Origin of the sequence: Fibrobacter sp. UWR3 (genome assembly GCF_900143055.1) — a bacterium.
Classification (GTDB): domain Bacteria; phylum Fibrobacterota; class Fibrobacteria; order Fibrobacterales; family Fibrobacteraceae; genus Fibrobacter.
Window position 1 is genome coordinate 145,953 of sequence record NZ_FRCW01000006.1, and the last position, 25,243, is coordinate 171,195.

General features: G+C 55.7%; 22 protein-coding genes. 2 read left to right on the top strand and 20 right to left on the bottom strand.

Annotated features, from left to right (window positions below; all coding sequences use genetic code 11):
• Positions 1 to 59: 59 nt before the first annotated feature.
• The 8 genes from BUA44_RS09625 to BUA44_RS09660 all read right to left on the bottom strand — a co-directional run bounded on the left by BUA44_RS09625 (position 60) and on the right by BUA44_RS09660 (position 7,620).
• Positions 60 to 1,163 (bottom strand): glycosyltransferase family 4 protein, encoded by a 1,104-nt coding sequence (locus BUA44_RS09625; RefSeq protein WP_072811323.1) that lies wholly within the window; start codon positions 1,161 to 1,163, stop codon positions 60 to 62.
• Positions 1,164 to 1,178: 15 nt separating this feature from the next.
• The gene (locus BUA44_RS09630) at positions 1,179 to 2,516 is read right to left on the bottom strand and encodes a pyridoxal phosphate-dependent aminotransferase (RefSeq protein ID WP_072811326.1); all 1,338 of its coding nucleotides are present in this window, start codon (positions 2,514 to 2,516) and stop codon (positions 1,179 to 1,181) included.
• Entirely contained in the window at positions 2,516 to 3,499 is a 984-nt protein-coding gene (locus tag BUA44_RS09635) for a fibrobacter succinogenes major paralogous domain-containing protein (RefSeq protein ID WP_083579564.1), read from the bottom strand. Before BUA44_RS09635 ends, BUA44_RS09630 begins: the two co-directional genes overlap by 1 nt.
• Before the next feature lie 26 nt (positions 3,500 to 3,525).
• Positions 3,526 to 3,864 (bottom strand): hypothetical protein, encoded by a 339-nt coding sequence (locus BUA44_RS09640; RefSeq protein ID WP_072811330.1) that lies wholly within the window; start codon positions 3,862 to 3,864, stop codon positions 3,526 to 3,528.
• Positions 3,865 to 3,964: 100 nt separating this feature from the next.
• On the bottom strand, positions 3,965 to 5,539 hold the full coding sequence (gene leuA2 / locus BUA44_RS09645; protein ID WP_255370518.1) for a 2-isopropylmalate synthase LeuA2: 1,575 nt from the start codon (positions 5,537 to 5,539) through the stop codon (positions 3,965 to 3,967).
• 257 nt (positions 5,540 to 5,796) lie between these two features.
• Positions 5,797 to 6,003 carry a type II toxin-antitoxin system Phd/YefM family antitoxin gene (locus BUA44_RS09650; RefSeq protein WP_072811333.1) on the bottom strand — a complete coding sequence of 69 codons (207 nt, stop codon included), beginning with the start codon at positions 6,001 to 6,003 and terminating at the stop codon, positions 5,797 to 5,799.
• Between the two features lie 7 nt (positions 6,004 to 6,010).
• Positions 6,011 to 7,222 (bottom strand): OmpA family protein, encoded by a 1,212-nt coding sequence (locus tag BUA44_RS15970; RefSeq protein WP_072811335.1) that lies wholly within the window; start codon positions 7,220 to 7,222, stop codon positions 6,011 to 6,013.
• Complete coding sequence (locus BUA44_RS09660) at positions 7,222 to 7,620, bottom strand: hypothetical protein (protein WP_072811337.1); 399 nt, start codon at positions 7,618 to 7,620, stop codon at positions 7,222 to 7,224. The genes BUA44_RS15970 and BUA44_RS09660 overlap by 1 nt, the downstream gene beginning before the upstream one ends.
• A gap of 162 nt (positions 7,621 to 7,782) precedes the next feature.
• Here BUA44_RS09660 and xseA point away from each other — a divergent pair, with 162 nt between their 5' ends.
• The gene (gene xseA, locus BUA44_RS09665; protein WP_072811340.1) at positions 7,783 to 9,081 is read left to right on the top strand and encodes an exodeoxyribonuclease VII large subunit; all 1,299 of its coding nucleotides are present in this window, start codon (positions 7,783 to 7,785) and stop codon (positions 9,079 to 9,081) included.
• Positions 9,082 to 9,153: 72 nt separating this feature from the next.
• Here xseA and BUA44_RS09670 read toward each other — a convergent pair whose 3' ends face one another.
• Positions 9,154 to 10,629 carry a bifunctional folylpolyglutamate synthase/dihydrofolate synthase gene (locus BUA44_RS09670; protein ID WP_072811342.1) on the bottom strand — a complete coding sequence of 492 codons (1,476 nt, stop codon included), beginning with the start codon at positions 10,627 to 10,629 and terminating at the stop codon, positions 9,154 to 9,156.
• Positions 10,630 to 10,820: 191 nt separating this feature from the next.
• Between BUA44_RS09670 and BUA44_RS09675 the strand changes: the two genes are divergently transcribed.
• Entirely contained in the window at positions 10,821 to 11,546 is a 726-nt protein-coding gene (locus BUA44_RS09675; RefSeq protein WP_072811344.1) for an endonuclease, read from the top strand.
• A 54-nt stretch (positions 11,547 to 11,600) separates the two neighbouring features.
• Here BUA44_RS09675 and BUA44_RS09680 read toward each other — a convergent pair whose 3' ends face one another.
• The 11 genes from BUA44_RS09680 to BUA44_RS09730 all read right to left on the bottom strand — a co-directional run bounded on the left by BUA44_RS09680 (position 11,601) and on the right by BUA44_RS09730 (position 25,112).
• The gene (locus BUA44_RS09680) at positions 11,601 to 12,701 is read right to left on the bottom strand and encodes a type IV pilus twitching motility protein PilT (RefSeq protein WP_072811346.1); all 1,101 of its coding nucleotides are present in this window, start codon (positions 12,699 to 12,701) and stop codon (positions 11,601 to 11,603) included.
• On the bottom strand, positions 12,694 to 15,441 hold the full coding sequence (locus tag BUA44_RS09685) for a tetratricopeptide repeat protein (protein ID WP_072811349.1): 2,748 nt from the start codon (positions 15,439 to 15,441) through the stop codon (positions 12,694 to 12,696). The genes BUA44_RS09680 and BUA44_RS09685 overlap by 8 nt, the downstream gene beginning before the upstream one ends.
• Complete coding sequence (locus tag BUA44_RS09690; RefSeq protein WP_072811351.1) at positions 15,442 to 15,699, bottom strand: Trm112 family protein; 258 nt, start codon at positions 15,697 to 15,699, stop codon at positions 15,442 to 15,444.
• 78 nt (positions 15,700 to 15,777) lie between these two features.
• Complete coding sequence (locus BUA44_RS09695; RefSeq protein ID WP_072811353.1) at positions 15,778 to 17,466, bottom strand: glycosyltransferase family 2 protein; 1,689 nt, start codon at positions 17,464 to 17,466, stop codon at positions 15,778 to 15,780.
• Positions 17,467 to 17,552: 86 nt separating this feature from the next.
• A complete protein-coding gene (locus BUA44_RS09700; protein WP_072811355.1) occupies positions 17,553 to 18,266 on the bottom strand; it encodes a polyprenol monophosphomannose synthase in 714 nt (237 codons plus the stop codon).
• 25 nt (positions 18,267 to 18,291) lie between these two features.
• A complete protein-coding gene (locus BUA44_RS09705) occupies positions 18,292 to 19,221 on the bottom strand; it encodes a glycosyltransferase family 2 protein (RefSeq protein ID WP_072811357.1) in 930 nt (309 codons plus the stop codon).
• Positions 19,222 to 19,234: 13 nt separating this feature from the next.
• On the bottom strand, positions 19,235 to 22,336 hold the full coding sequence (locus BUA44_RS09710; RefSeq protein WP_255370519.1) for a glycosyltransferase family 117 protein: 3,102 nt from the start codon (positions 22,334 to 22,336) through the stop codon (positions 19,235 to 19,237).
• Between the two features lie 21 nt (positions 22,337 to 22,357).
• Positions 22,358 to 22,816 carry a transcription antitermination factor NusB gene (gene nusB, locus BUA44_RS09715; RefSeq protein ID WP_072811361.1) on the bottom strand — a complete coding sequence of 153 codons (459 nt, stop codon included), beginning with the start codon at positions 22,814 to 22,816 and terminating at the stop codon, positions 22,358 to 22,360.
• A 2-nt stretch (positions 22,817 to 22,818) separates the two neighbouring features.
• Positions 22,819 to 23,283 (bottom strand): 6,7-dimethyl-8-ribityllumazine synthase, encoded by a 465-nt coding sequence (ribH, locus tag BUA44_RS09720; protein WP_072811412.1) that lies wholly within the window; start codon positions 23,281 to 23,283, stop codon positions 22,819 to 22,821.
• Position 23,284: 1 nt separating this feature from the next.
• Positions 23,285 to 24,526, bottom strand: a complete 1,242-nt coding sequence (locus tag BUA44_RS09725; RefSeq protein ID WP_072811416.1) for a bifunctional 3,4-dihydroxy-2-butanone-4-phosphate synthase/GTP cyclohydrolase II — start codon at positions 24,524 to 24,526, stop codon at positions 23,285 to 23,287.
• The gene (locus BUA44_RS09730) at positions 24,513 to 25,112 is read right to left on the bottom strand and encodes a riboflavin synthase (RefSeq protein ID WP_072811528.1); all 600 of its coding nucleotides are present in this window, start codon (positions 25,110 to 25,112) and stop codon (positions 24,513 to 24,515) included. Before BUA44_RS09730 ends, BUA44_RS09725 begins: the two co-directional genes overlap by 14 nt.
• Positions 25,113 to 25,243 lie beyond the last annotated feature (131 nt).

The window sequence follows — 25,243 nt, forward strand, 5'->3', positions numbered from 1 at the left end:
GATAAACCGCAGGGGGCAATCACGGGCGGAAATTTAAAAAAAATTTGTGTCAAAAAACGCTAATTCAGCGCTTTTTCGATAACTTTTTCCATTTTTTCGGACATGGCGTCCCAACTCATGGTGAGAGCGCGCTCGCGGGCGTTCCGTTCGAGCTCGAAGAGGCGGTCCTTGTCGTGCAGAACGGCCGCAGCCTTCTCGCAGAACCCCTCGGGATCGTCGTTCTCGTACAGGAGGCCGGTCACGCCGTCCACCACGGAATCCTTGAGGCCCGCGACGTTATTGCTCATCGAGATCGTGCCGCAGAGGTTCGCCTCGATGTTGTTGATGCCCCAGCCTTCCTTGAAGGAGGGGTTGATGAACAGCGAGGAGCGGCTCAGGAGGTCGCGCTTTTCGTCTTCGGAAACGCGCCCGAGGAACTTCACGGAATCGCGCACGCCGAGCTTATCGACCAGCTTTTCGAGTTCGCCGCGGTAGTCTCCCCCGCCGGCAACTTCGAGTACGATACCCGGCACCAGCTCGCGGAGGCGCGGCATGGCATTGATGACAAACTGCGCGTTCTTGTACTTCATGAGGCGACCCACGTAAGAAATCACCGGAGGGTCAGACTTGGGTTGAGTCGGGTGGAAGTACTCGGTATCGATGCCGGGCTCCACCACCTCGATCCACTTGGCCTTGATGCCCATGTCGACAATCTCGTCGGCGGTGCTCTGCGAAATGGCGAGGAACTTCTCGCCCTTGTAGAAGAGCGCTACCGCACGTTCCATCAAGTACACGTAAAGCGCCATCGGGAAGAACGTTTCGCGGAAAATCGACTTGCGGAAAAAGTGCATCACCATGTGGAGGCGCTTGACCTTCGTGTTGCACGGCGTGAAGAACGGAATCTTGTTCAGGTCTTCCACGATGAGGTCGTATTCGTGCTGGTGCTTGCGGGCGTAGCGGTGCGCCGTGTAGTTGAACAGGAACTTGTTGCCCGTACGGATGGTGCGCATGCCGTCGACCACCTCTTCGTCGGGCAGGCCCTTCACGCTATGCGAAAGGACTGTCACCTCGTAGTTGCGGGCATTGATGCGCTTGAAAATCTCGTGAAAGTACAGTTCGGCGCCGCCCGCTTCCGGGTTCTTGATATCGCGCCAGTTGATAAGCAAAATCTTTTTCTTTTCCACGTTAGAACCTAATTTTTATCCGCGTGTAATATACAAAAATGACATTCTCGCTATCGCTTCCTTGAACTGCGCGGGCTCTTGCAGTAAGCTGATTACCACCCAGCCGTCCTCATCGAAGTCGAAGAAGAACCCGGGCTGCACCAGCACGTGCTTTTCCTTGAGCAGGCGGAGCGTGAGTTCCTCGTCGTCCTCCCCCAGGCGGATAACCGCATACCAGCCGCCGAGAACTTCGGGGCAGTACTTGGATGGGAAAGCTTCGCGGAGGGCCTGCCAGTTCTGCAAAAGGCGTTCCTTGACGCGCGATTCGTAGGCGGCGGACTGCTTGAGGAGCGCGGTGCCGAGAGCCTGCGCCGGGGCGGACACGCTCAGGTAGGCATCTTCCACGAATTCGAGTGCCGCGCGGATTTCTTCAAAGCGTTCGCGGGGCGCGTAGAAAGCCATCCAGCCGAGCTTGAGCTGCGGGGAACCCACGGCCTTGCTTAAGCCGTTCAGCCAGAAAATCGGGCACTTCGGACCGTCTTCTGGGAGGTTGACGAAGTCGCCGCCGCCCGCATCCCAAAGAGACTCTCGCCCACTGCCCATCAGGTATTCCCAACTACGGCGGACCTCCGGCGAAAAACCGTAATCGCCGAAAACTTCGTCGACCACGAGAATCATGTCGTTCTCTTCGCAGAAGCGGACAGCCGCATTCCATTCTTCGCGGGAAACACAATGTCCCGTCGGATTGTGCGGCGAAACGAGCAGCAGGATTTTCGCTTTCTCGGGAGCAGCCAGCAGGCTGTCGGTATCCAAAACAAAGCGGAAGGATGTTTCTTTTTTCCTGTCACCCTGGAGCTTTGCGATAGGGGCCATGGATTCTATCGCCTTCGGCTCCAGAATGACACCTTTTTTCTTCTCCCGTTGCAATTTTAAAAAGTACGGCGCACATTCCAGGTGTTCCAACTGCGCGAGGGTATCGAGGAGCGGGTATCCGGGCATCGGCGTGAGGATTACATCGCCTGGATCGCAGAATGTCTTGAACAGCACCGAATACGCTTCGCTCGTACTTGCGGTCAAAATGATTTGCCCCGCCGTAAAGTTGCCACCACGTTCACGGTAGTACTCCACCACAGCCTCGCGTGCAGACTTCCAACCCGCCGCATCCGGGTTCCAGCAACCGAAATCCTTGCGTGCCTCCTCCACCGCTACATCCATATCAATCGGCAAGCCCGCCCTTACGGGGCTACTCACCGTCATGTCGACAAACGGAAGCCCACCCTCGGCAGCATCCTTTTTCGCACTCGCCTTTGCGCGTTCCAGTTCGGCAAAGAACGGCGACGGAGAAAGGTCTTTAGGCAAGCGGGAAGAAAGCATTAGTCCTCGTCCTTAATGCAACGAACGGAGTACGCGCGATTAGCGCCATCATCGTCGTAGTAATTAAATCCCGCGTAGAAATTTAGGTACAAATAAAAGGCAGTAGAGGTTGAATTTCCATTTTGTACCGGAGTAGAACTCCAAAACAGCGCATTATCGCCCAAGTATGTGTAGTATGTGAGGCTGTCATTAAAGAGACCTGCAGGTCGAACAGAGAATCCGTAAGCATCAGTACACCCAGTACCGCAACTGCTCCATTCATCGGCAGTCATCAATTTTCGCTTAGCATCCTTACCGCCTACGGATTCATAAAGAACATTAAATTCCGTCCGTGTAGGCACATGCCAACCCTGAGGGCAAACACCCTGCACCCTCTCAGCGGGATTGCAACCGTGAATATACCCGCATCCTAGGCCATCATCGCTATAAACAGCAGCACTGTCCATCGCGGCACTCCACATATACAAGCGACCATATTCCTCACAATTCGAAAAATCATTTTCATAACAGAAACTGGAGGAATCCAAATTAGCGGTCGGCCACAAATAGGCAAAATTCAGATTCTCGGCCATCCACCACACATCACCAATTTTCACGGTCTTGTAGGATTGTCCATCACGGTCATCAATCAAAGTTCCATATTCGCAATCGTCAAAGCCCTCGCCTCTACAAGGTTCCACATAAGCCACGCTTATACTACTGCTATACGAACTAGAAGAAATTTCGGAACTGCTACTAGACACCCTTGTCTCGCTTGAGCTCGACTGCGGTGTGACCGACGAAGAAGACCTCACGCTCGAAGAATACCTGTCCGAAGACGAGGATGATTGGGCGGAAGATGACGAAACATCCGAAGACTCCGTGTCAGAGCGCGTCAGGAAGACATCGCTTCCATCGTCTCCGCAAGCGACAAGCATTGTGCAAGCAAAAGCCCCGACTGGGGCCAGCAACTTCCACAAAGACAACCTTGAAACCGACTTCATTTTTTCTCCTCCTCTTTACAAAAAAACTACTTCTTACGGCGCAGGATGCCAGCCAACGCCACCGCGATGAGGATACCCGCGGGGAGCACGACGGCGATGGTCAACAGGATGAGCTTTTGGAAGTCGGAGAGACCCTTGATGGATTTCTTGAAATCCTTGAGTTTGGCTAGCAGGCCGGGCTTGCCGCCCGAGGTGGAGCCGTCGGATTCCTGGCCCAAGTCCTCGGAACCCGCAAAGGCTTCCATCTTCGGGAGCATCGCGAGCAACTTAGACGCCGATTCCTTAACCGGGCCTACAAAGCCGTCCAGCTTGGAGCGGTACTTTTCGTAGTGTCTCTTGAAAGGGCGCTTGAGTTGTTCGAGCATGTGGATTTCCTTTTCTTAAAAGATCCCCGCCTTTCGTCCACAAAGTGGATAACTCAACTAGGGCAACAAGTTGCCAAGTTTCGTATAGCGGGGATGACAATTAGGCCTTCTTGTAAAGGAGGTTCACGCCGCCGAAGAGGGCGCGCATGTTGGCCTTGAGCGTATCGCTAGAGACGCCGCGGCCTTCGACCTCGACATCGCCCGCCTTCAGGAGCATGCGGCTAAGCCCGCGGCCAGCCCACAACTTGTCCTTTTCAGGCACCACAAGCTGGCGGTACTTCACGAGTTCCACCGGCATGCCGATTTCGCGCATGAGCATGAGGGCGGCCTCGATCGGGCCTTCCGCCGTAATGGACCTCACCAGCGGTTCACCATCCTTCTTGAAGTGGAAAATGAAGCGGTTCTCGTCGGGGATAACCTCGATGTTGTTGAACACCAGGCGGCCGTTCACGTTCACGCGCTGCTCGCGGAACACGTCCAGCACGCGCTCGGCGCTGAGTTCGCCTTCCTTTTCGCTGTAGGACTTCAGGATCGGCTGCAGTTCGGCGGCTTCGGCGAGCGTCATCTTGTAGCCGAACTTCGTGATAATCTCGTACACGGCGGTGCGGCCGCTCTGGCTCGTGAAGCTCAGGGCGTCGTTCTGGTGGCGGCCGATGATGGAGTAGTCGATGGGGCGGTAGGCCCCCTTCTTCATGTCCTTCGTCTTGGAGGCGCCATCCTGGTGGATGCCGCTACGGTGCACGATAGCTTCGGCGCCAATCAGCGGGGCGCGGCTGTAAATACTGATACCCGACCACTGGGAAATCAGGATGGCCGTTTCGTAAATGCGCTCCATGTGCAGGCCCGTATTCACGCCGGAGTTGTGCAGCGCGACCGCAACTTCGTAGAAATTCGTGTTGCCGCAGCGTTCGCCCAGGCCGTTCAGCGCGACTTCCAGCTGGGTTGCCCCCACGAAGAAGCTTTCGACCGTCGCAGCCGTCGCCATGCCCAGGTCGTTGTGGCAGTGCACCGAAATCGTGACGTCCTTCGGGAGCGCCTCGTACACCTGCTTGATCTGGTTCACATACAGGAACGGACGATAACGTTCCACCGTATTCGGCAGATTGATGGTCGTCGCACCCGCTTCAACCACAGCCTTCAGCACGTCAATCACGAAATCCATGTTTTCGAGACAGTCACCGAAATGCTCGGCGCTGAACTCCACATCGCCCTTGTCGCCAACGAGCGACTTTGCAAACTTCACGCAATGAACCGCCTTCTCCTTGACCTGTTCGGGGGTCAGGTGCAGCACGTGCTCCATCGAGAGCGGGCTTGTCGCAAGGAAGGTATGGATACGCGGGTGCGGCGCAAACTGTACCGCTTCCCAGCAACGCTGGATATCGCTTTCCACGCAGCGGGCCAGGCCCGAGACAACCACGCGCTTTGCCACCTCGTCGCCTTCTTCGGCCATCTTCGCGGTGAGTTGCGCCAGTTCCTTGCACGATTCAAAGTCCATCTCGCTCGAAGCCGGGAAGCCGACTTCGGCCCCCTGCACGCCGAGCTTCAGCAGTTGCAGGTAAACGTCCTTTTTCTGGGCGTTGTTCCAGGGCTTCGGGAGCGCCTGGTTGCCGTCACGCAGGGTGACATCGTAAAAGAAGGGTTGTCTGTTCGCCATATCGGCACTTACATTGCTCATTTTTCATCTCCTTGCCGGCTTCCATGCGCCGCAAAGTTCTTTTCCGTGTTCAAAAATAGCATTTTGCCATAAAAAAGAACCCGCTTCGTCACGGAAGCGGGCCCTTTAAGTTAATTCCTATTTAAAACGAAATAGCCTAAAACCTCGCTCCGTGCGCGATACCAAGTAGAAGTCGAAGGTTAAGGATCTTTCTCATGCTATAGAATATACAAAGATTCAGGTGGATTGGCAAGGGCCCGTTTCAAGACGCCCGCGATCTAGCGTTCCTCCCAGATTCCGTTCGGGAGCTTGCCTATGTCACGGAAGTCCAGTTCACCGCCGGAGCGCGCAGAAGAAACATTCACGAGGCGCGCAAGCGGCTTGCCCGCACGTTCAATCACGATTTCTTCTTGCGAGAGCGAGACCTGGTTCAGCAGGTTGCCGAAGTTCTGCCTCGCCTCCATGGCGGTCACTGTCTTTGCCATACGCGCCTCACTTTGCAGGAGATGCTGCCGGAGCGGCTCCTTCGGCAGGAGCAGCTGGTTCAGCGGCAGGTTCAGCGTTCTGCTGCAGGGCCTTATCCTGAATGACGAGGTCCACGCGGCGGTTCTTCTGGCGGCCTTCCTTCGTCTTGTTGTCGGCAATTGGCATGGTCATCCCGAGCCCCTTGGCAGTAAGGCGGCCAGCGTCAATGCCCTGTTCCACGAGGAAGTTCTTCACGTTGTCGGCACGCTGCTGCGAGAGCTTCATGTTATGCTCGGCAGAACCCGTGTTATCCGTGTTACCTTCGATGGAGACATTGAACTGCTGGTACACGGAGAGGATTCCCGCAACCTTCGCGAGGCTCGTCTTGAGGTCGGCCTTGAGGGAAGCCTTGTTCACGTCGAACAGGATGTCAGACATGGAAAGGATAATGCCGCGGGCGTCCTTCGTCACCTGGATGAGCTTGGACTGGAGTTCGTTCAGCTTGTTCATGGCTTCGGCCTGGCGAGCCTCGGCCTTCGCGCGTTCCTCGGCAAGGGCCTTCTTCTCGGCCTCGAGCTGCTTCTGCAAATCGGCCTGCTGTTTCTGCAGGTCGGCCTCGCGCTTGCTCGCCGCCTTGAGGGCGGCCTGCTGTGCGGCGGCCTCGGCTTGGAACTTTTCCTGGTTCTGCTGCATTTCGGCCTGGAGGCGCGCGCCCTGGTCCTGCAACTTGGCCTTTTCGGCCTCGAGGTCGTTCATCTTGCCGCTACGGGCTTGGTTGATCTGTTCCTGGATAGCCTCGATGGAGCGGGCCGTCGCGGCGCGCTTTTCCCAGTTTTCGGCAGTACGGTTGCGGAGGGCCTGCGTTTCGGCCTGCGCGGCAATCAGCTTCACGTAGGTATCGCAATTCGCCGTAAGCGTCTGGACCGTCGCAGATTCCGGGTCCTTCTCGAGGGCGTAAGAAAGTTCACCCGCGTTGGCAAGCGCCTCGCCGTAGGTAAACTTCGCCGTAACGGCATTCGACGGGATTGCCTTTCCCGCATTTTCCACAGCGGCAAGGCACTTTTCGGCAACGGTCTGCTCGGCGGCAGGTTCGGTCGGTTGTTCAGCAGCAGGCGCTTCGGCAGCCTTCACCTGTTCGGCAGGGGCCGGAGTTTCGGCCGCAGCGGCAGCAGGGGCCTCGGCAGCAAAGCAAACAGATGCGGCAAGCGCAGAGATAACAAACAAATTCCTAGTCTTCATTACTTCGCCTCCGCCTTCTTGGTTTCCTGGTCAAGAATGCTCTGGTAGATGAGCTTCCGTTCCACCTCGCTGCGGAGTTCCGCCTCGACGCGTTCGTCTTCCTTCTTGGCGGCATCGCGTTCGGCAGTCGCAATCGCAAGCCTGTACTCGAGGGCGCTCTGGTCTGCAAGGGCAACAGCCTCCTCGTTCTTACCCGCGGCTTCGAGGGCCTTCGCGGAATCAAGTTTCGTATTTGCCGAAAGCATCTGGAGGGAATCGGCACTCGCCTCTTCAGCGATGGTCTTGGCTTCGCAGGCCAGGGTTACCGAGCGGTTCGCCTGGGCGGCACCACCGGCGCAGCCAGAAAGTACAGCAAGCGATGCCACGGCAAGGCCTGCTACAAAAAATTTTATTTTCATAAATGCTCCTTTATCAAAACCAATCAAAAAATAATATAGCAAAGGACGCCTTGCCAGACAAATAAATTCTTTTTTTCGTTTGCAATAAAAAACGGCAAACCGGCGTTTCAATTTATTTACAGGATTTTCCTGCGCTCAAAAATTTACTATTCTTTACCCACAATGGAACAGCCCGTGCGCACATTCTCCGTCATGCAGTACATGACCTCCATCAAGAACAAACTCGCCGATACACCGGCGGTCTGGGTGCACGGGGTCATCACACGCCTCACGGACAAGGGCAAGGTCGTCTACATCAGCATCGCGGACTTCGAGGAAGGCAACGTGAAGCCCATCGCGACGGTCGACCTCACCTGCTTCGCAGGGCAGTACGCAATACTCCGCGCAAAAACGGAAAACTCAGCAACGCCGTTCACCATCAGGGAACAGCTCAAGGTCTGTTTCCAGATCAAGGCCGACGTCTATATCCCGAGCGGCAAGCTGCAGGCGAAGATTCTCGACATCGACCCGGTCTACACGCTCGGAGAACTCGCTCTCACGCGCATGGCCATATTGAAGCGACTCGCGAGCGAAGGCCTGCTCGAAAAGAACAAGCAGACAGAACTTGCGCAAATGCCGTTACGCGTAGGGCTCATTACCGGCGAAAGCACTGCGGCCTACAAGGACTTTACCACGAGGCTTTCGGCATCGCCGTTCAAATTCACCGTCGTGACAGCGTACGCGAAGATGCAGGGGAACGACACGGAATCGAGCGTAATTGCCGCACTCGATGCGCTCCGCAAGGACGAAGAAATCGACGTGGTTTGCATCGTGCGCGGGGGCGGCGCAAAGACCGACCTGAACTACTTCGACAGCGAGGCGCTCTGCCGTGCCGTGGCAAACTACCCTATTCCGGTATTCACGGGCATCGGGCACGAAATCGACAAGAGCCTGCTCGACGAGGTGGCATACCTATCGTGCATCACCCCGACCGACTGCGCCAAGCGCCTTGTGGAACGCGCGCAGGAAAGCTGGACCGACCTTGTAGAATCCGCGCGGAGCATCGCAAGTTCTGCACGCGACATGCTTACCGAAAACCGCCAGCGGCTAAGTTCTGCGGCAGCGCGCCTGCAACAAGACGTAACCCTGCAAATCCAGGGCGAAAAGACAAAAATCGTGAGGATGTTCACTTCGCTCGAAAGGGATACGCGGTTCATGCTCCGCGAAGAGACCGCAAGGCTCGACCGCAACGTTGAAGGCCTGCGGCAAGGTACGCGCAAGATTCTCGACCTCGCCCAATCGCAGTTCAAGCTGACGGAACTGCGTGTCAAGAGCGCAGACCCCGAGACGACACTCGCGAAGGGCTACACGCTCACTCTTGATTCCAGCGGCAAGTTTATCCGCAACGCGGCACAACTGAAGTCCGGAGACACCTTACGGACAAAGTTCCGTGACGGGACGGTAGAATCCGTAGTACAATAAGGCATTCGCATGGACTGCGTATTTGTGTAATAACAGTGTATTCGTGTAAGAACTGCGCCGGACTCGCGCCGGTCAGCGGTGTTCGTTTGTCGTGGGTTCGAGTCCGCGGAAGAATGCGAGTTCCGTAAATTCATCGCGGAGCAACTGGATGCTCGCACCAATCATGTAAAGACTACCCGTTATCAGGAGCGGGGCTTCATTTAGTTTATCTGAATCGCTAGCGGCCCGCACCTCATCAAGGTATTCGCGGGAAAGTTCGCCCTCGCTTGCAACAGGCAGGCCAAGCGCCTGCATTTCGCCACGCAGGTCAGCAAGTTCACGGAAGCGCGGGTACGGCGTCTTTGTAATATGCCAGCAGGCAACGTGAGGCGCCATAAGCTTGAGCATCTCCCCCACATCCTTATCCTTGAGGGCGCCAAACAGGCAGTGAAACTTTTTCCCCGGGTAATACGTGCGCAAGGCTTCCACCAGGCGGCGAACCGCGTGCGAGTTGTGGGCCCCGTCCAATATGACGCGGGTCCTGCCGTCCGGGCCTGCAAGCAATTGCATGCGGCCAGCCCACGAGCGGGTCGCGAGAGTCTTGAGCGCGAGGGCGTCGCTGTATGTAAACTGCGCACCTTTTATAGCCTGCGCAGAATCCGATATAAACTGCGCGCCGTTTATCATCTGAGCAGCGTTTATTGCGCCAGCAAGATGCGCGCCGTTTAACGCAGGCGTTGCCTTTATAAACTGCGCGGCGTCTATAAACTGCGCGGCGGCCGCCAGCGATAAACTCGCATTCTCGACGTAATGGCGCCCGAGATTCGGGAGCACGATGTCGCCACGAATTTCGGGCACAACGCACTTGCACCCGAGAGCAGCCGCATATCCGCGCGCTTCTTCGAGCAGGGCACCAGAAATTCCGCCAACGATAAACGTCTTCCCGCGTGCGACTTCGCGCGTGTCGCCACGGCCTTCGCCCGGCACGCCCAGCACCCCCATCTTCTCGCGGAGAATCGCCGATTCCGTAGGCCCCAAGACCTCGGTGTGCTCGAGCCCGATGCTCGTCACGACCGCAATCTCGCCACCCGCAACAGCGGTGCTATCGAGCCGGCCGCCCATACCCGCCTCAAGAACAGCGACATCAATCTTCTGCTCCGCATAGTAGAGGAAGGCGACCAGCGTCAGGACTTCAAAAAACGTGGGTTCAACCGGAGATGCACCCGCGGCCACGCGCCCCGCCGACACGGAATCTGCGGCGGCCTTCACCTGCAACAGCAGGCGGTCCAAATCTTCTGCCGGAATGGGAACGTCGTCAATCCGGATACGCTCCCGCAGGCTTACCAGGTGCGGGCTCACGTACAGGCCCGTCTTGAGCCCGTGCGCCTGCAATACGCCCGCGAGGTAATAACTGGTGGAGCCCTTCCCGTTCGTGCCGACCACGTGAATCGACCTGAACTTTTTTTCGGGATTGCCGAGAGCGTCGCATAGCGCACGCGTCGATTCGAGCCCAGGAACCATCCCGAACATCAGGCGCGATTCCAGATATTCCATGCCTGCAGATTGCATGCGCCAAATATAGTTATTGGTTGTTAGTTATTAGTTGTTGGTCATTAGTTCTTAGTCATTAGTTTTAAATTTGGCGGCGTAGCCGCGATTAAAAAAAGCCAACGACCATTGACCGATGACTAGTGACCTCTTTTATATTGATTGCAGGCAATAATAATCTATATTCAAGATATCACACTACGGTTTTTATTATGAAATTATTAGGCCCTATCCTGGTTCTGGCGGCGCTTTCGTCTATTGTATTTGCGCGCGTAGACCCGACTGCCGCACCCCGGCATTACAACTACCGCGACGCAAGCAAGCAGATGAGGCGCGTCTATTACGGCGAACTGCAGGAGACTCTCTACTGCGGCTGCAAATACGACGACAAGAAGAACGTCGACTTCAGCAGTTGCGACTTCAAGCCGCGCGAAAACCCGAACCGCAAAAGCTACAAGCGAGCCGAGCGCATTGAGTGGGAACACATGGTAACCGCGCACAACATGGGGCACTTTCTGCCCTGCTGGAAAGACGGCGGACGCAAGAACTGCAGCGCAAACGACACGACGTTCAAGCTGATGGAGGGCGACATGCACAACCTCTACCCCGCCATCGGCGAGGTGAACGGAGACCGCAACAACTTCATGTACAGCCAGTGGACCAACAATCCCGAGCCCATGTACGGCGGCTGCAAGACCATCGTAGATTTCAAGGAAAAGAAGGCGCAGCCTCGCGAAGAGGCCCGCGGAATCATCGCCCGCGCAAGCTTCTACATGGAAAAGACCTACGGCGTAAAACTATCGAAGCAAGACCGCAAACTCTTCGAAGCCTGGGACAAGATGTACCCCGTCACCGAAAAGGAATGCGAACGCGACCGCCGCATCTTCAAGGTACAAGGCGACCACAACCCCTTCGTATACGAAAAATGCCCGCACTAGCGCGGGCAACGCAATAAAAGATCCCCGCCTTCGCGGGGATGACATCGGGTAAAACTACATCCAGCCACGGTCGGACGTACCAGAAATACCGCGAATCTTGAGATCGAAGTCATCCTTGTTCGTGGCGGCATTCATTGCCGTCTCGAGCGAAATCTGCTCCGTCCTGTAGAGTTCAAGCAAGGCCTGGTCGAACGTCTGGCTATGATACTGCATGTGGCCTTCGGCAATGGCGTGTTCCACCAGCGAAAGTTTGTCCTTGTCGCGGATGTATTCCTTGATGGCAGCTGTATTCACAAGTACCTCGGCGGCGGGCACGCGGCCCTTGCCATCGGCAGTCGGCAACAAGCGCAGCGAAATAATACCCGCAAGCACTTCAGAAAGGAGAATACGGATTTCGTCGTGCTGGTGCGGCGGGTACATCGAAAGCACACGCTGAATCGTTTCGGTCGCATTCGTCGTATGGATGGTCGCAAACACCATGTGGCCCGTATCGGCCGCAGTCAGCGCAATCTGCATCGTCTCGAGGTCACGGACTTCGCCCACCAGCAGCACGTCCGGGTCCTGACGGAGGGCGGCGCGCAGGGCATTCGCGTACGAAAGCGTATCCACGCCAATCTCGCGCTGCGAAATGATGGACTTGTTGTCGCGGTAAAGGTATTCAATCGGGTCTTCGACGGTAATGATGTTCACCGCTTCCGTCTGGTTGATGTAATCCAGCATGGAAGCAAGCGTCGTCGACTTACCCGAACCCGTCGTACCCGTCACAAGCACAAGGCCACGGCGAGTAAGCGCAAGGTCACGGATAACTTCGGGCAGGTGAAGTTCCTCGAATGCAGGAATCTTCGCCTTGATATGACGAATCACCATGGCAATCGTGCCGCGCTGGCGGAAAACGTTCACACGGAAACGGCCCATGTCGCGGGCGCCCACGGCAAAGTCGCATTCCTTGTTAGTCTCGAAACGGTTTTTCTGGTCGCGATTCATGATATCGTCCATGAAGGAATCCATCATGCCGGCATCCACACGCGTTTCGAACAACTTTGTCAGTGCACCGTTAATACGGTAAATCGGAGGAACGCCCGTACGGATGTGCAAGTCAGAAGCCTTGTTCTCGACCATCGCACGGAGCAACTGCTCGATTCTCAAATCAGCCATTCTGTTCGCCTCCGAACTTGGAATCGTAGGCCTTCTGGACTTCGGCCAGGCGGTTGGCTATAGCCTCGTTTTCGGGGTCTTTTTCGGCAAGTTCCTTATAAATTTCAAGCGCCCTGTCATAGTGACCCTGTTCAAAATAAATCTCGCCAAGCGTCGGCGTTTTCATGCCATCGTCCAAATCCGAAGACTGCTTATCAAGCGGAGCCGTCGGGTCTGCAACGAGGCCCGCAGAAACTTCATCATCGGAATCTCCCGACATAAGGAAGTCTACACCCTTGTTGCTCGGGAGGTCGGCCTTCTCGTCGAGGGAATCATCGTCGGTATTGAATAGCTGCTTGAACGCACCGGAGAATTCCGATTCAAGACTGCTTTCGATACCAGCATTGCCTTGCGTTGCTGATACTTCGGGCTGTTCTTCCGCAGCAGCGGGTTCTGCAGTAGCATCTGCAGCAGGCGCTTCTGCAGGCTTCAGGTCCGCTTCATCAAGCGCATCGTCTTCGCCAAACAGGCTGCTGAACGACTTGTCCAAATCGGATTCGAGAGCTGCATCGGCAAGAGGGGCTTCCTCGAGCGCGGCGCCCGTATCTTCTTGGGTCGCTTCCGGAGCGGCAGCGGCTTCCGGCTTCGATTCTTCCACAGGCAGGTCGTCATCTTCGGCAAACAGAGACGAGAATGCGGAATCCATTTCCTTGTCGAGCTCCGCCCTATCGGAATCAGATTTGGCAGCATCTTCGACAGGCTCAGTTGTCTCAGTTACGTTGTCCGAAACTTCCGGTTCGGCACTCGCGGTTTCGGCAGGCTTTTCTTCCGGGAGTTCGTCGTCATCGGCGAACAGCGCATCGAAGGCCTTGTCCACACTGAAGCCGACATCAGCAGATTCATCTGCAGGCTTTTCCTGTGCGGGTTCTTCAGCGGGCAGTTCAAGGTCTGCGGCCTCTTCTGCCGGAGTTTCCTCCGCGGGCATTTCAAGTGCGGGATCTTCTGCTGGAATATCCAGCGCAGGTTCTTCAGCAGGGGCTTCTTCAACAGCAGGTTCTGCCGGAGTTTCCTCGGCAGGCATTTCAAGAGCGGGCTCTTCGGCGGGCAGTTCTAATGCAGGCTCTTCCGCAGGAGTTTCTTCTTCGGCAGGCAGTTCGAGACTTGCATCATCCGCAGGCTTTGCATCCGGGCTCCAGTTCGCGATATCGAAGGTATCGAGCGATTCTGCAGGCTTGTCATCAGCGGGTTTCTCTTCCGACGGCATTTCCAATTCGTCGGTCAGAGCGCTTGTAGAATCATTGAGCGAGGGCAGTTCCAGGTCCGCATCTTCGGTTAGTGCGCTTGTCGAACTATCAGCCGGGAGTTCAAGGTCGGCGGAAACATCGGATTCACCAGCAGGCTGTGCCGGCGGCAATTCCTCGGGCAGCTCGTCTTCACCGAAGATATCGGCAAAAGCGCTGTCCAGGCTCTGCGGCTTGTCCGCTTCCTTCGCGGGTTCAGGTTCGGGCTCTTCGAGCTTAAGGTCATCTTCTTCTGTACCCAGGCCCATATCGGCCGCGGCAGACTTCTCGAACATACCACCAGAGAACGATTCTTCCTCAGGCTTCTGTTCTTCGGCAGGTTCTGCCTTCGGGGCTGCAGTATTGCTCGGCAGTTCCTCGGGCAGTTCGTCTTCACCAAAGATATCGCCAAACGCATCGTCAATGCTCTGCGGCTTATCTTCAACGGCTTCATCGCCAAACACGTTCTTCGCAGAATCCTCGGGAGCGGCAGGTTCGTCGTCGAGGCTCGTGGGCAGGTCCATCTGGGCAAAAGGCGAAGCGGGCTTCGATTCAGTTGTTTCGCCAAACGAATCCATGTCGTCTTCTTCACCGAACAGGTCGGCAAACGCAGAACCCACGTCGTTGCCCGAAATCTCTTCGGCTTCCGGGATGTCCTGGTCCAGTGTAATATCGGTCGCGGCATCGCCCAGCGCCGATTCAAGCGACTGCTGGAGAGAATCAATCGAGGATTCGTCCGCAAGGGAATCATCGTTACCGAGCGAACTCAGGGCCGCAAACGGATCTTCGTCATCAGAAGCAGAGAACGGGGACGCGCTGGCCTTCGGCTGTTCCGGTTCTTCGGCAGTTTCCGTCGCAGGAGACTCGATATCCATGTCGAGCGACTTGGAGAACAGGGAATCCTCTTCCTTCGCGGCAGGTTCTTCGCCTGCAGTTGCATCAGCAGAGGCCTCCACCGCCGGTTCGGCAGATTCGGCAGCGCCTTCCATCGTAAACTCGCCCATGTCGGGCATTGCAAATTCACTATCCGCGGCAGCCTCGCCCGCAGCGACAGCACCGGCAACGGCGGCAGCACCGACCGCCGCTTCAGGAACGGCTTCGTATTCTTCTTTCCAGAACGTATCGAGCGGGTCCATATCGTGAACACGGCGGTAGCAACGGTTACGTTCGTCTACGTTTTCAAGCTTTTCGTAAGCATCGCCCATGCGCTTCTGGGCCGAAAGGCAGAACGGCTCCTTCTGGAGAATCCGCTCGCATTCCTTGACGCATTCCTCGAAGTCACCCAACTGGAACAACAGCTTGCTGCGGACCAGCATACCGGGAATGTCGCCCGGGTAAAGCTGCAAGACGGCATCGACACGGGCAAGAGCGGTCGTTGAATCGCCCGCCTGGCTCTCGTAGTCGGCAAGCCATGCGAACGCCATGGACTTGACTTTTTTCTTGCCAACGGTCTTTTTCAGGGAATCCAGAGTAACAGCCATTTATCCCTCCAAGGGAAGCAAAATCGCTTCGTCTGCCAAAAGGACAGGTATGCCTTCGCGAACGATATAGGCACGGGAGCCTGCCTCGTTCACGAGAGCCTCGGTCAAAGTCTCAGAAATTTTCTCGCCCGCGGCATTCTTCAGGGTGCCCGCGGCACTGGCCTGATTGAGGGTTGCCAAAAGGGCATCGTCTGCCATACGGAGTTTACCCCGAGTCTCGGGGCAGCACAGAATATCCAAAAGTTTGTAATCGAACATAAAGCCTTTATAATCAACAACTTATAGTTGATATAAAAATAACTCTATTTTCGAGAAAAGGATAACCGGAGAGGGCTTTTAGTGCAGATATTTGAGGTCTACGAGGGCAAAATTGCCGTTTTTGCCGTTTCCGATGAGCAAATAGACCCTCAAGCCAAGCTTATCGAGCCAATTTATGTCAAAATCTTCGCGATAACCGGAGAAATTGGACACTACCAGGAGTTCGCGGCAGCCCGTGCGGTTGCAAATGCTTTCCATGTCAGAAAGAGGGCCGAGCAGGTGCTTGCGGTTCTCTTCGGAGAGCTTTTCGGGCTCCCCGCTCACGCAGCCGAGAATCTCGATGCCGGGGATGACGTTGTAGCTATCGAACCAGTTGTTCAGGGAATCTTCGCGACCGCCGAGCAAGATGGAGCGGTGACGCTTCTTGGCAAAGATGCGGTAGAAATAGTTTATCCAGAATGCGATACGGCGCCAGGCAAGGAGAGCGAGCGGGATAAAGAGGCTGGAGCAAACCACCAAGGTAATCCAATGAGATTCGTAAGGCAAATAAGTTGAAGCGTCATCGATAATTGGAGTTTGGGTAAAATAGCGGAACGCAGAATATCCGCCCACAGCAAACAGGTTCAGAGGCACAAGGTAGCGCAAGAATTTTTCGCCCTTGAGGCTGGATTCTGTGTATTCACCACGGAACATCAAGAACACAAGGTTTACAACAGCGACAATACCTACAAGCCACCAGTCTTCGAACTGTGCTAAATCCATAATGGGATGTTTTATAATCGTGTTAGTCCCAGCACACCCACTTTCAAGGCAACTATCTTGGAAGCATATATCCGACACGACGCTTTCATAGTTCAGGAACGTAAACGCCCACAAGGCAATCACGCCCAAATCGAGGAACATCTTCCAGAACTTCGGAATCAGGCGCGAGAACATGCCCACGAAGGCAGCAAACATGATACCGAACGACACGAGGAAATTCGGGACAAAGTAAAGGTCCTTGTGCTTCTTTACAAAGATGAGCATCGCCTTGTAGAAGTCCAGGTAGGAATCCCAGCGGCGGGTACGGCAGCTCTGGCCCTTGAAATGCAGAATATTTGTCGAAGGCGTGTAGTAGTTCTTGCAGCCAGCAACCTTCGCCCTGAAACACAGGTCCAAATCCTCACCGTACATGAAAAAGTCTTCGTCGAAACCGCCCAGCTTTTCGTACAAGTCGCGACGCATGCAGAAGAACGAGCCACTGATGGCATCGACCTCGGTCACTTCGTCCGGGTCGGCGTACGTCATGTTGTAGCTTGCAAGTGTCTTGTTCTTCGGGAAGAGAGCGGCAAGGCCAATCGTCTTCGAAACGGCAGAGACAATCGTCGGGAACGAACGGCGGCAAGCCCACTGGAGCGAGCCATCCTCGTTCAGAATGCGGCAGCCGACAGTACCCGATTCAGGGTGTTCTTCCATGAAGTCGAGCACCTTGGTAAAGGAATCGCGCGAGACGACCGTATCGGGATTGATAAAGAACAGGTACGGCTTGGTCGCACGCTTTTCGGCGAGGTTACAGCCCTTTCCAAAGCCAAGGTTTTCCTTGGAATCAATCCATTCCACTTCGGGGAAGAACTGCCTGATTTCGGGCAGAATCGGCTCGACCGAGCCATTATCAAGCACAATAACCTGCGCATCGATTCCCTCGCACGCGTCACGAACGGATTTCAGGCATGCGGGAATGAAATCGCAGGAATTATAGGCAACGATGATAATGGAACAGGAATACATAGACAAATGCGGAATGTGAAATGTGAGGTGTGGAATGTGAAGTGAGGAATGAAAAAATTACACATTCCACATTACACATTTTTTTATCATGCGAGCCCTAACCTCAGTTTAAGTACCAGGAAGAATGCTTCGGAGATGATTCCGCCGCTCATCTTGGAGGTTCCACGTGTGCGGTCGGTAAATACGATGGGGATTTCCTTCACGCGCATGCCCTTCTTCCAAATCTTGAATGTCGTCTCTATCTGGAAGCAGTATCCGTCACTCTTCATCTTGTCGAGGTTCAGCGCCTGCAGGGCCTCGCGGCGGAAGCACTTGAAACCGCCGGTGGCATCGCTCACCGGGAGGCGCGTCACCATGCGGGTATAGACGTTCGCACCGTAACTAAGAATCAGGCGGCGCAAATCCCAGTTCACCACGCTGATGCGATGATTCTGGTAACGGCTCCCGAGAACCAGGTCGGCATCCTCGGCCGCTTCCAAGAAGCGCACGAGGTCTGTCGGGGCATGGCTAAAGTCTGCATCCATCTCGAACACGCGTTCATAATCGCGTTCAAGCGCCCACTTGAAACCGGTCACGTAGGCAGAGCCGAGGCCCATCTTGCCCTTGCGGCGAATCAGGTGCACGCGCGGGTTAGCCTTCGTGAGTTCGTCGACCATGTCGCCGGTACCGTCGGGGCTGCCGTCATCTACGACAAGCACCTCGAGGCATGCGTTCTGCTCGAGAATCGCCGAAATGATGAGGAGGATGTTTTCCTTCTCGTTATACGTGGGAACAATAACCAGACTCTTCGGGAAATCCATAATCTATACAACTCCTAACGACAATCTACAAATCTTTGACTCCAAAATTTTCCGCCACAGGGTACGTTCTGCGCCGGTTGCCGTTCAGCATCTCGCCCAGAAGCCCGAGCGAAAAGAACTGCACGCTCATCACGAGCGAGAAACCGCCCGCAAGCAGGAGCGGACGCACGTGCATCGCACCCGTCTGGAGCCATTCGTAACCGAAATAGCCACAAACGCCAAGCCCGAGAAGCATAAAGACAAGGCCAATCAGGCCAAAGAAATGCAACGGCTTGTTCGAGAAACTGCGCATGAACATGAGCGAAACCAGGTCGAGGAACCCGGAAACGAGGCGCGAAATGCCGTACTTGGACACGCCATGAATGCGGGCGCGGTGCGCGACGGGCATCTCGGTAATGCGGAAGCCCTGCCACTTGGCCATCACGGGGATAAACCTGTGGTAATCGCCATAGAGTTCGATATAGCGCACCACGGAACTGCGATAAGCCTTGATGCCGCAGTTGAAATCGTGCAGGCGCTTGCCACAGACAATCGATACGGTCAGGTTGAACAGCTTGGAGGGGAGCGTCTTGTGCCAGGGATCGAGCCTACGCACCTTCCAGCCCGAAACCAGGTCGTAACCTTCCTCGAGAATCTTTATCATCTTGGGAATCTCGAGCGGGTCGTCCTGCAGGTCGCCATCGAGGGTCGCCACGTAGCGACCCGTCGCCTTCGAGAAACCGAAGGCGAGTGCGTCGGCCTTGCCGCAGTTGAACTGGAAGCGGAACCCCTTCAGGAAGGGGTATTCCTTCGAGAGTCCTTCGAGGACTTCCCACGTGTTGTCGCGGCTGCCGTCGTCGATGGCGATGACCTCATAGGTAAAACCCGTGGGTTCCATCGCGGCGACAATCTCTTTCATGAGTTCCGGAAGGTTTTCGCTTTCTTCCTTGACCGGAATGACCATGCTTAAATCCATCACGACCTCTACGCTAGTTGGCGGCGGCTACCACCGGATTGGAATCTGCGCTGGCGGAATCGGGCTGTGCCGTATCTGCGGCAGGCTCCTCGACCACCATCGGCTTTTCGGGGCTATTCTTGATCTGTTCCTTGCTCATCATCAGGCGGGCACGGCCACCTTCATCGTATTCGGGCACGTTCTTGAGTCCGAGTTCAAGGACATCCATCGCCTTCTGCTTTTCGCCCACGATATCGTAGACAAACGCAGCGGCCCAGTAGCAGCGCCATTCGTCGCTAAACTGCTTCTGGCCGAGTTCCAGGTACTTGATTGCAGCATTGGTAAGGCTGTCCGCCTGCGCCTTCTTTTCGGCGGTAAACGGACGGCTCGCACGGAGCGCCGCAATCTTTTCGCGGGCATCGAACGAAATCTGCAGGTACAGGGAAACGTAGCTCGAAAGCAGGCGGTTCGTTTCGTCATTGATGTATGCCGTACCATCGCCGAGACCGCGGAACTTAAACACGGTATCGATGAGATCTGCAGCATACTTTGCGTCAAACGCGTTGCGCTTCGGTTCAAGGTCGCCCTTCACCAGGTTATAGACGAGGCCTTCCTGCACCATGTACTTCTCGAGGCCCATGAAGTTGGAGGTACCGACCGTCGTCGAAATCTCGATGGGCTTGTCCATGTTCTGGAGAGCAAGGTCAATCACGAGCTTGTGCTGCGTGAGCATCGTCGAGCTGCGGGTACGTGCGGCCCATTCGGTAAAGGCATCCCACACCTGGTAATGCACCTTGAACTGCAGGAGCTTCGCGGAATCGGCAGCAGAAAGCTGCTGGCCTTCCATCTGGTCGATGCGTTCCTTGAGTTTCGGCATCAGGCGCTGGGCGTTCTTGACCCAGGTAGAAGTCGCATGGTTCGGGTTGTTGTACGAACTGTTGTCGAGCACCATGTCGCTATCGATGGTCTTGTGCGTGTAGCTGAGTTTCAGGACCGGCTCGTTATCGAGCATCTGCTTGATATACCAGTCAGTATTGCCCAGCGAGAGGTTCACCACGCGCACGTCCTTACGGATACCCGCCACTTCCTGTGCAAACCACAGCGGGAAGGTATCGTTGTCGCCGTTCGTGAAGAGAATCGCGTTCGGGCGGCAGCTATTCAGCAAGTTGTAAGCGTAATCCCAAGGCACCCACAGGCCGGAACGGTCATGTTCCTTGTAGTTGGAGGCGCACGGGACTGCAAAGGAAACAAGCACGAGAATTGCGGCAAGAGGCATCGTAAACGCAGCCACGGAACTTGTCGCGCAGGTAAACACGAGAATGCCTGCACCCACGCCGAAAATTAGGCTCATGAAGATGAAGGCAGGCGTGTAGAAATAGTCACGTTCGCGCACTTCCATGTGGACTGGTTCCGGGAACGGGGCACGGAGCCCGCGCTGGGCAAACCCGCTCTCGATTTTCTTCCAGTTCACCCACGCCGGAGAATGCTCGTAAACGTCAATTTCCTTCTCGACCTTTGCAATGTCGCCCGCAGATGCACCGCGCTGGCGCATAGTTTCTACGCGCAGTTTGGCACGTTCGATATTCTGGCGGAGGTCAATCAAGTCGTTCGGATCGGGCACGGAGCCAATCTGTGCGCCCATGGAATTCAGGTCACCCACGTTACGGGTCATGACAGACACCCAGTAATCGTGCTCGCGGCCTTCCATGCGGGTACCGTCGGCAAAGTTGATGTAGAACAGGAGCCCCAGCGAGCAGAGCCCGTAAAGCACCGACGTAAATATGCCCAGATGCTTGTTGCGCCTGTAGATGAACACGCAGACAAGAACCAGAAGACCGTTAAAGATAAGGAATACGAAGAGTTGCTTGGGAATCTGGTCACCCATCATCGTCATCTGCGTCGGGAAATCATAGCCGAAGCGCTTCAGGGGCACGTTATCGCCCTTGTCGAAGGTGTAGACCCCGTTCGCATAGTTCACGCCACCCACCTTGTAGGGCAGGTACTGCGCCATCTGGTAACCACCGTAACTCATGTTCGGGAACGAGAGCACCTGGTGCGCCACCTGGGAACGGCGGTAGAACGCGCGGGTAAGCATGCTTTCGGAACCGTACTGCTTGCGCTCCACGAAGTTGTTGAACGCTTCCCAGTTCTGGCTCTTGAACAGGTTGCCGAGCTGCAGGTTGCCCTGCTCGTCACGGATGTTGATTTCGGGATTGTTCTCGTCGATAATCGGGTTCAATTCCGAACGGATAGGAATGTAGAGGTGCGTGCTGTAGCCAATCAGGGCAAAGAACGCAAATGCGAGGGAGAGTCGCACGGCATGGTTCACGTTCGCAGAGAACGGCTTTGCAAATGCAAGTATGGCAAGCAAGACAAGGCAAATAAAAGAAATCTCGATGAATGCCGAGACCATGTATATCACGGAGCAGAGGAGCGTTCCCGTAATCCAGATGGGCAGACGTTCCGGGATTTTCTTGGGCTGGGCAACGAGCAGGAGCACGAACACGGCTGGAACCGTAAGCATCGTGTAGAGGTGCGCGCCCACGCCGAGGAAGGCGATGTAGCAGATGAAAATCAGAATCTTGTCGCTGCCCTCTTCGTCGCGCTTCTTGTACCACACAAGTCCCAGGTACGAGATGAGCATCAAGATAAACATAGCGACGCCGTAGACTTCGGCTTCGACCGCATTGAACCAGAAGGTGTCGGAGAACGTGAGGAGGAAACCGGCCACGAGAGCGGCAGTACCGAGAACGATCGTGCGGACATTGCCGCTAATCTTGTCTGCAAGCCTATCAATGATAGTTTCACCATTCCGCGCAACGCTGGTCTTCACGGAATCGAGAACGGCGGCAAGGAGTTCCCAGGCAAAGAGGGCCGTCACATAGACCGTCGCCGCAGAACTGAACACCGAGATGTAGTTCACACGCTTCGCGATTTCTTCGACAAACGGGAGCAGCACGATGACCGCACGGGCGAAGAACACGAAGAAAGGCGTTCCAGGGGGGTGCGGGATGCCGAGGGTGTTAGCGCAGGCAACAAACTCGCCACAGTCCCAGAAGCTCACCGTGGGCGCCATGGTCAGCGCATACACGACAAGAGCGACAAGGCAGGAAATACCTGCAAATATGTGTTTCATCCATTTTTCCTTGAGCATGAACTATACTCCCTTATTCGCTTTAGATTTTTGAGTCGGCGTGGTTGCGACAATATTGTGTTTCTGCATGAACCCGGTAAGGAGTCCGTTCACAAAGGCACCCGAGCCATCCGTGCTGTACTTGGTCGCGATTTGCACCGCTTCGGAAATAGCCACCTTAATGGGGATATCGGGAACGTACAGGAGTTCGACCATCGCGATGCGCGACACAATGCGGTCGAGTTTCGCCATACGGTCAATTTCCCAGTGGGCCGATGCCGACTTGATATCCTCGTCGAGTTCATCCCTGTGTGCCTGCACCAGGTCGACAAGGTTCATTCCGTACTTTTTCTGTTCGTCGGCAAGAGGCTGGGATTCAAGAATACCCGGAAGCGCCTCCCCCGGAGTCTGGCCCGTAATTTCCATGGCATACAGGAGCTGCATGGCAAAAACGCGCGCGGGTCTGTAAGATATTTTCGGCATGATTAGATGACCTTGTAAAGGTTTGCCATTTCGACGGCGGTAGAGGCCCAGTTTGCACCGAGGTTACCCGCCTTGAGGCCAGCGCGGTTCATCGCCTGGTCAACGGTATCGGTCGTGAGGATTCCGAGAATCACGGGGAGCTTGCCTTCGGCAGCGATGCTTGCGACACCGCCGGTAGAAGCGTTCACCACCACGTCGTAGTGGCTGGTTTCGCCGCGGATTACGGCACCGATGGCCATCACTGCACTGTACTTCTTGGAATCGGCGAGCCTGCGGCAAACGCCCGGGAGTTCGAATGCGCCCGGAACGCGCACGACAGTCACGTCCTTGTCGGCAACACCCAGCAGTTCAAGCTGGCGGAGCGCCCCTTCCAGGAGCTTGTCGGTCACCACCTCGTTGAAGCGGGCGACCGCGATTGCAATCTTGAGGCCAGAGCCATTCAGGGAATTCTTGATTTCTTTAGCCATCTTATTTTTCCTCTTTCAAATTCTCTTCGGGCACCGCGCCATCGATATGCAGCTGGTGGCCCATCTTCTTCTGCTTGGTGAGCAGGTAGAACAGGTTTTCCTTGTTCGGCTTGATTTCTATGGGAACGCGCTCCACAATCTTGAGCCCGTAGGCGGTAATGCCCGAAATCTTGCTCGGGTTGTTGGTCAAGAGGCGCATTTCCTTCACGCCGAGGTCCGCAAGGATCTGCGCGCCCGTACCGTACTGGCGGAGGTCCGACTTGAACCCGAGGTGCAGATTCGCCTCGACCGTGTCCATGCCCTTCTCCTGCAGTTCGTAGGCACGCAACTTGTTGCAGAGGCCAATACCCCTACCCTCCTGCCCGCGCATGTACAGGAACACGCCGCCGTGCTCGCCGATGAACTTCATGGCGGCGGCGAGCTGTTCGCCGCAATCGCAGCGGAGGCTACCGAAAATGTCGCCCGTAAGGCATTCGCTGTGCACGCGCACGTAAACCGGCTTGCTGAAGTCGGGGTTACCCGCGACCCACGCCACGTGTTCCACGCCGTCGGTCTTGCTCTTGTAGGCGTATGCGGTAAAGTCGCCGTACTTGGTACTCACATGCGGGGCGGCCACGCGCTGCACCAGCTTCTCGTTCTTGAGGCGGTAGTCGATGAGGTCGCGGATGGAGATAATCTTGAGGCCGAACTTCTTCGCCACTTCCTCGAGCTGCGGCATGCGGGCCATGGTGCCGTCCTCGTTCATGATTTCGATAAGGGCGGCGGCGGGCCTTAGTCCGGCAAGTTTTGCGAGGTCAACGGCTGCTTCGGTATGGCCTGCACGGCGAAGCACGCCTTCTTCCTGCGCGTAGAGGGGCGAAATATGCCCCGGACGGCCAAAATCGCTCGGCTTGGAAGCAGGGTCCGAAAGGGCAAGAATCGTCGCCGCACGGTCGTGGGCGGAAACACCCGTAGTGCAGCCTTCAATCTTGTCCACCATGATGGTGAACGGCGTACCCAGAATCGAGGTATTTTCCGCAGTCTGGCGGGTCAAATTCAGTTCATGGCAGCGCTGGATAGGCAGCGGGCAGCAGAGCACGCCACGGCCCTCGTGGAGCATGAAGTTCACCTTCTCGGGCGTAATCTTTTCGGCGGCGATGACGAAATCGCCCTCGTTCTCGCGGTCTTCGTCGTCGACCACAATCAAGAACTTGCCGTTCTTAAAATCTTCAATGGCCTCTTCAATCGTATTAAGCAAGGTCACGTTCCTTCAGATAATTTTCAATGTACTTGCCGAGCATGTCGACTTCCACGTTCACGATGGTCCCGGCAACCCAGTTACGCAGGTTCGTGCGGGCAAGGGTTTCCGGTATGATGCACACGCGGATGGAATCCTCGAACTTCTCGGCGACCGTAAGGCTGATGCCGTTCAGGGAGATGGAACCGCGGCGGATAATGTAGCGCTTGAGGTCCGCAGGCATCTTCAGGTCGACTTCCACGCCCGTTTCGCGCGGAACCACCTGGATGACCTCGGTAACGCAGTCCACATGGCCCATCACGAAGTGCCCGCCCATAAAGCTATCGGCACGGCACGGAAGTTCCAGATTGACCAGTTTACCGACTGCGGCCTGCTTGAAGGCGGTATTTTCGACAGTCTGGTGCATCAGGCAAAAAACCGCTTCATCATCGGTACAAGATTCAATGGAAAGGCACACACCGTCGTTAGCGACGCTATCGCCCAGTTTGCAATTCTTGAAAAATCCCGGCGACCTGAGGCGCATCGAAAGCGCATCGCCTCGAGACTCTATCGAGACGATTTCGCCGGTAGATTGAATAATTCCCGTAAACATACGGGGGAAAATGTAGAAAAAAGGCGAGAGCTGCGACAACGCAAGTATTGCGTTGGCATAGCCGAGCCGCCCTACATGCGTCCTGAAAGGACGCCATGTAGAAATTTAGTCCCTAGTCAATAGTCATTGGT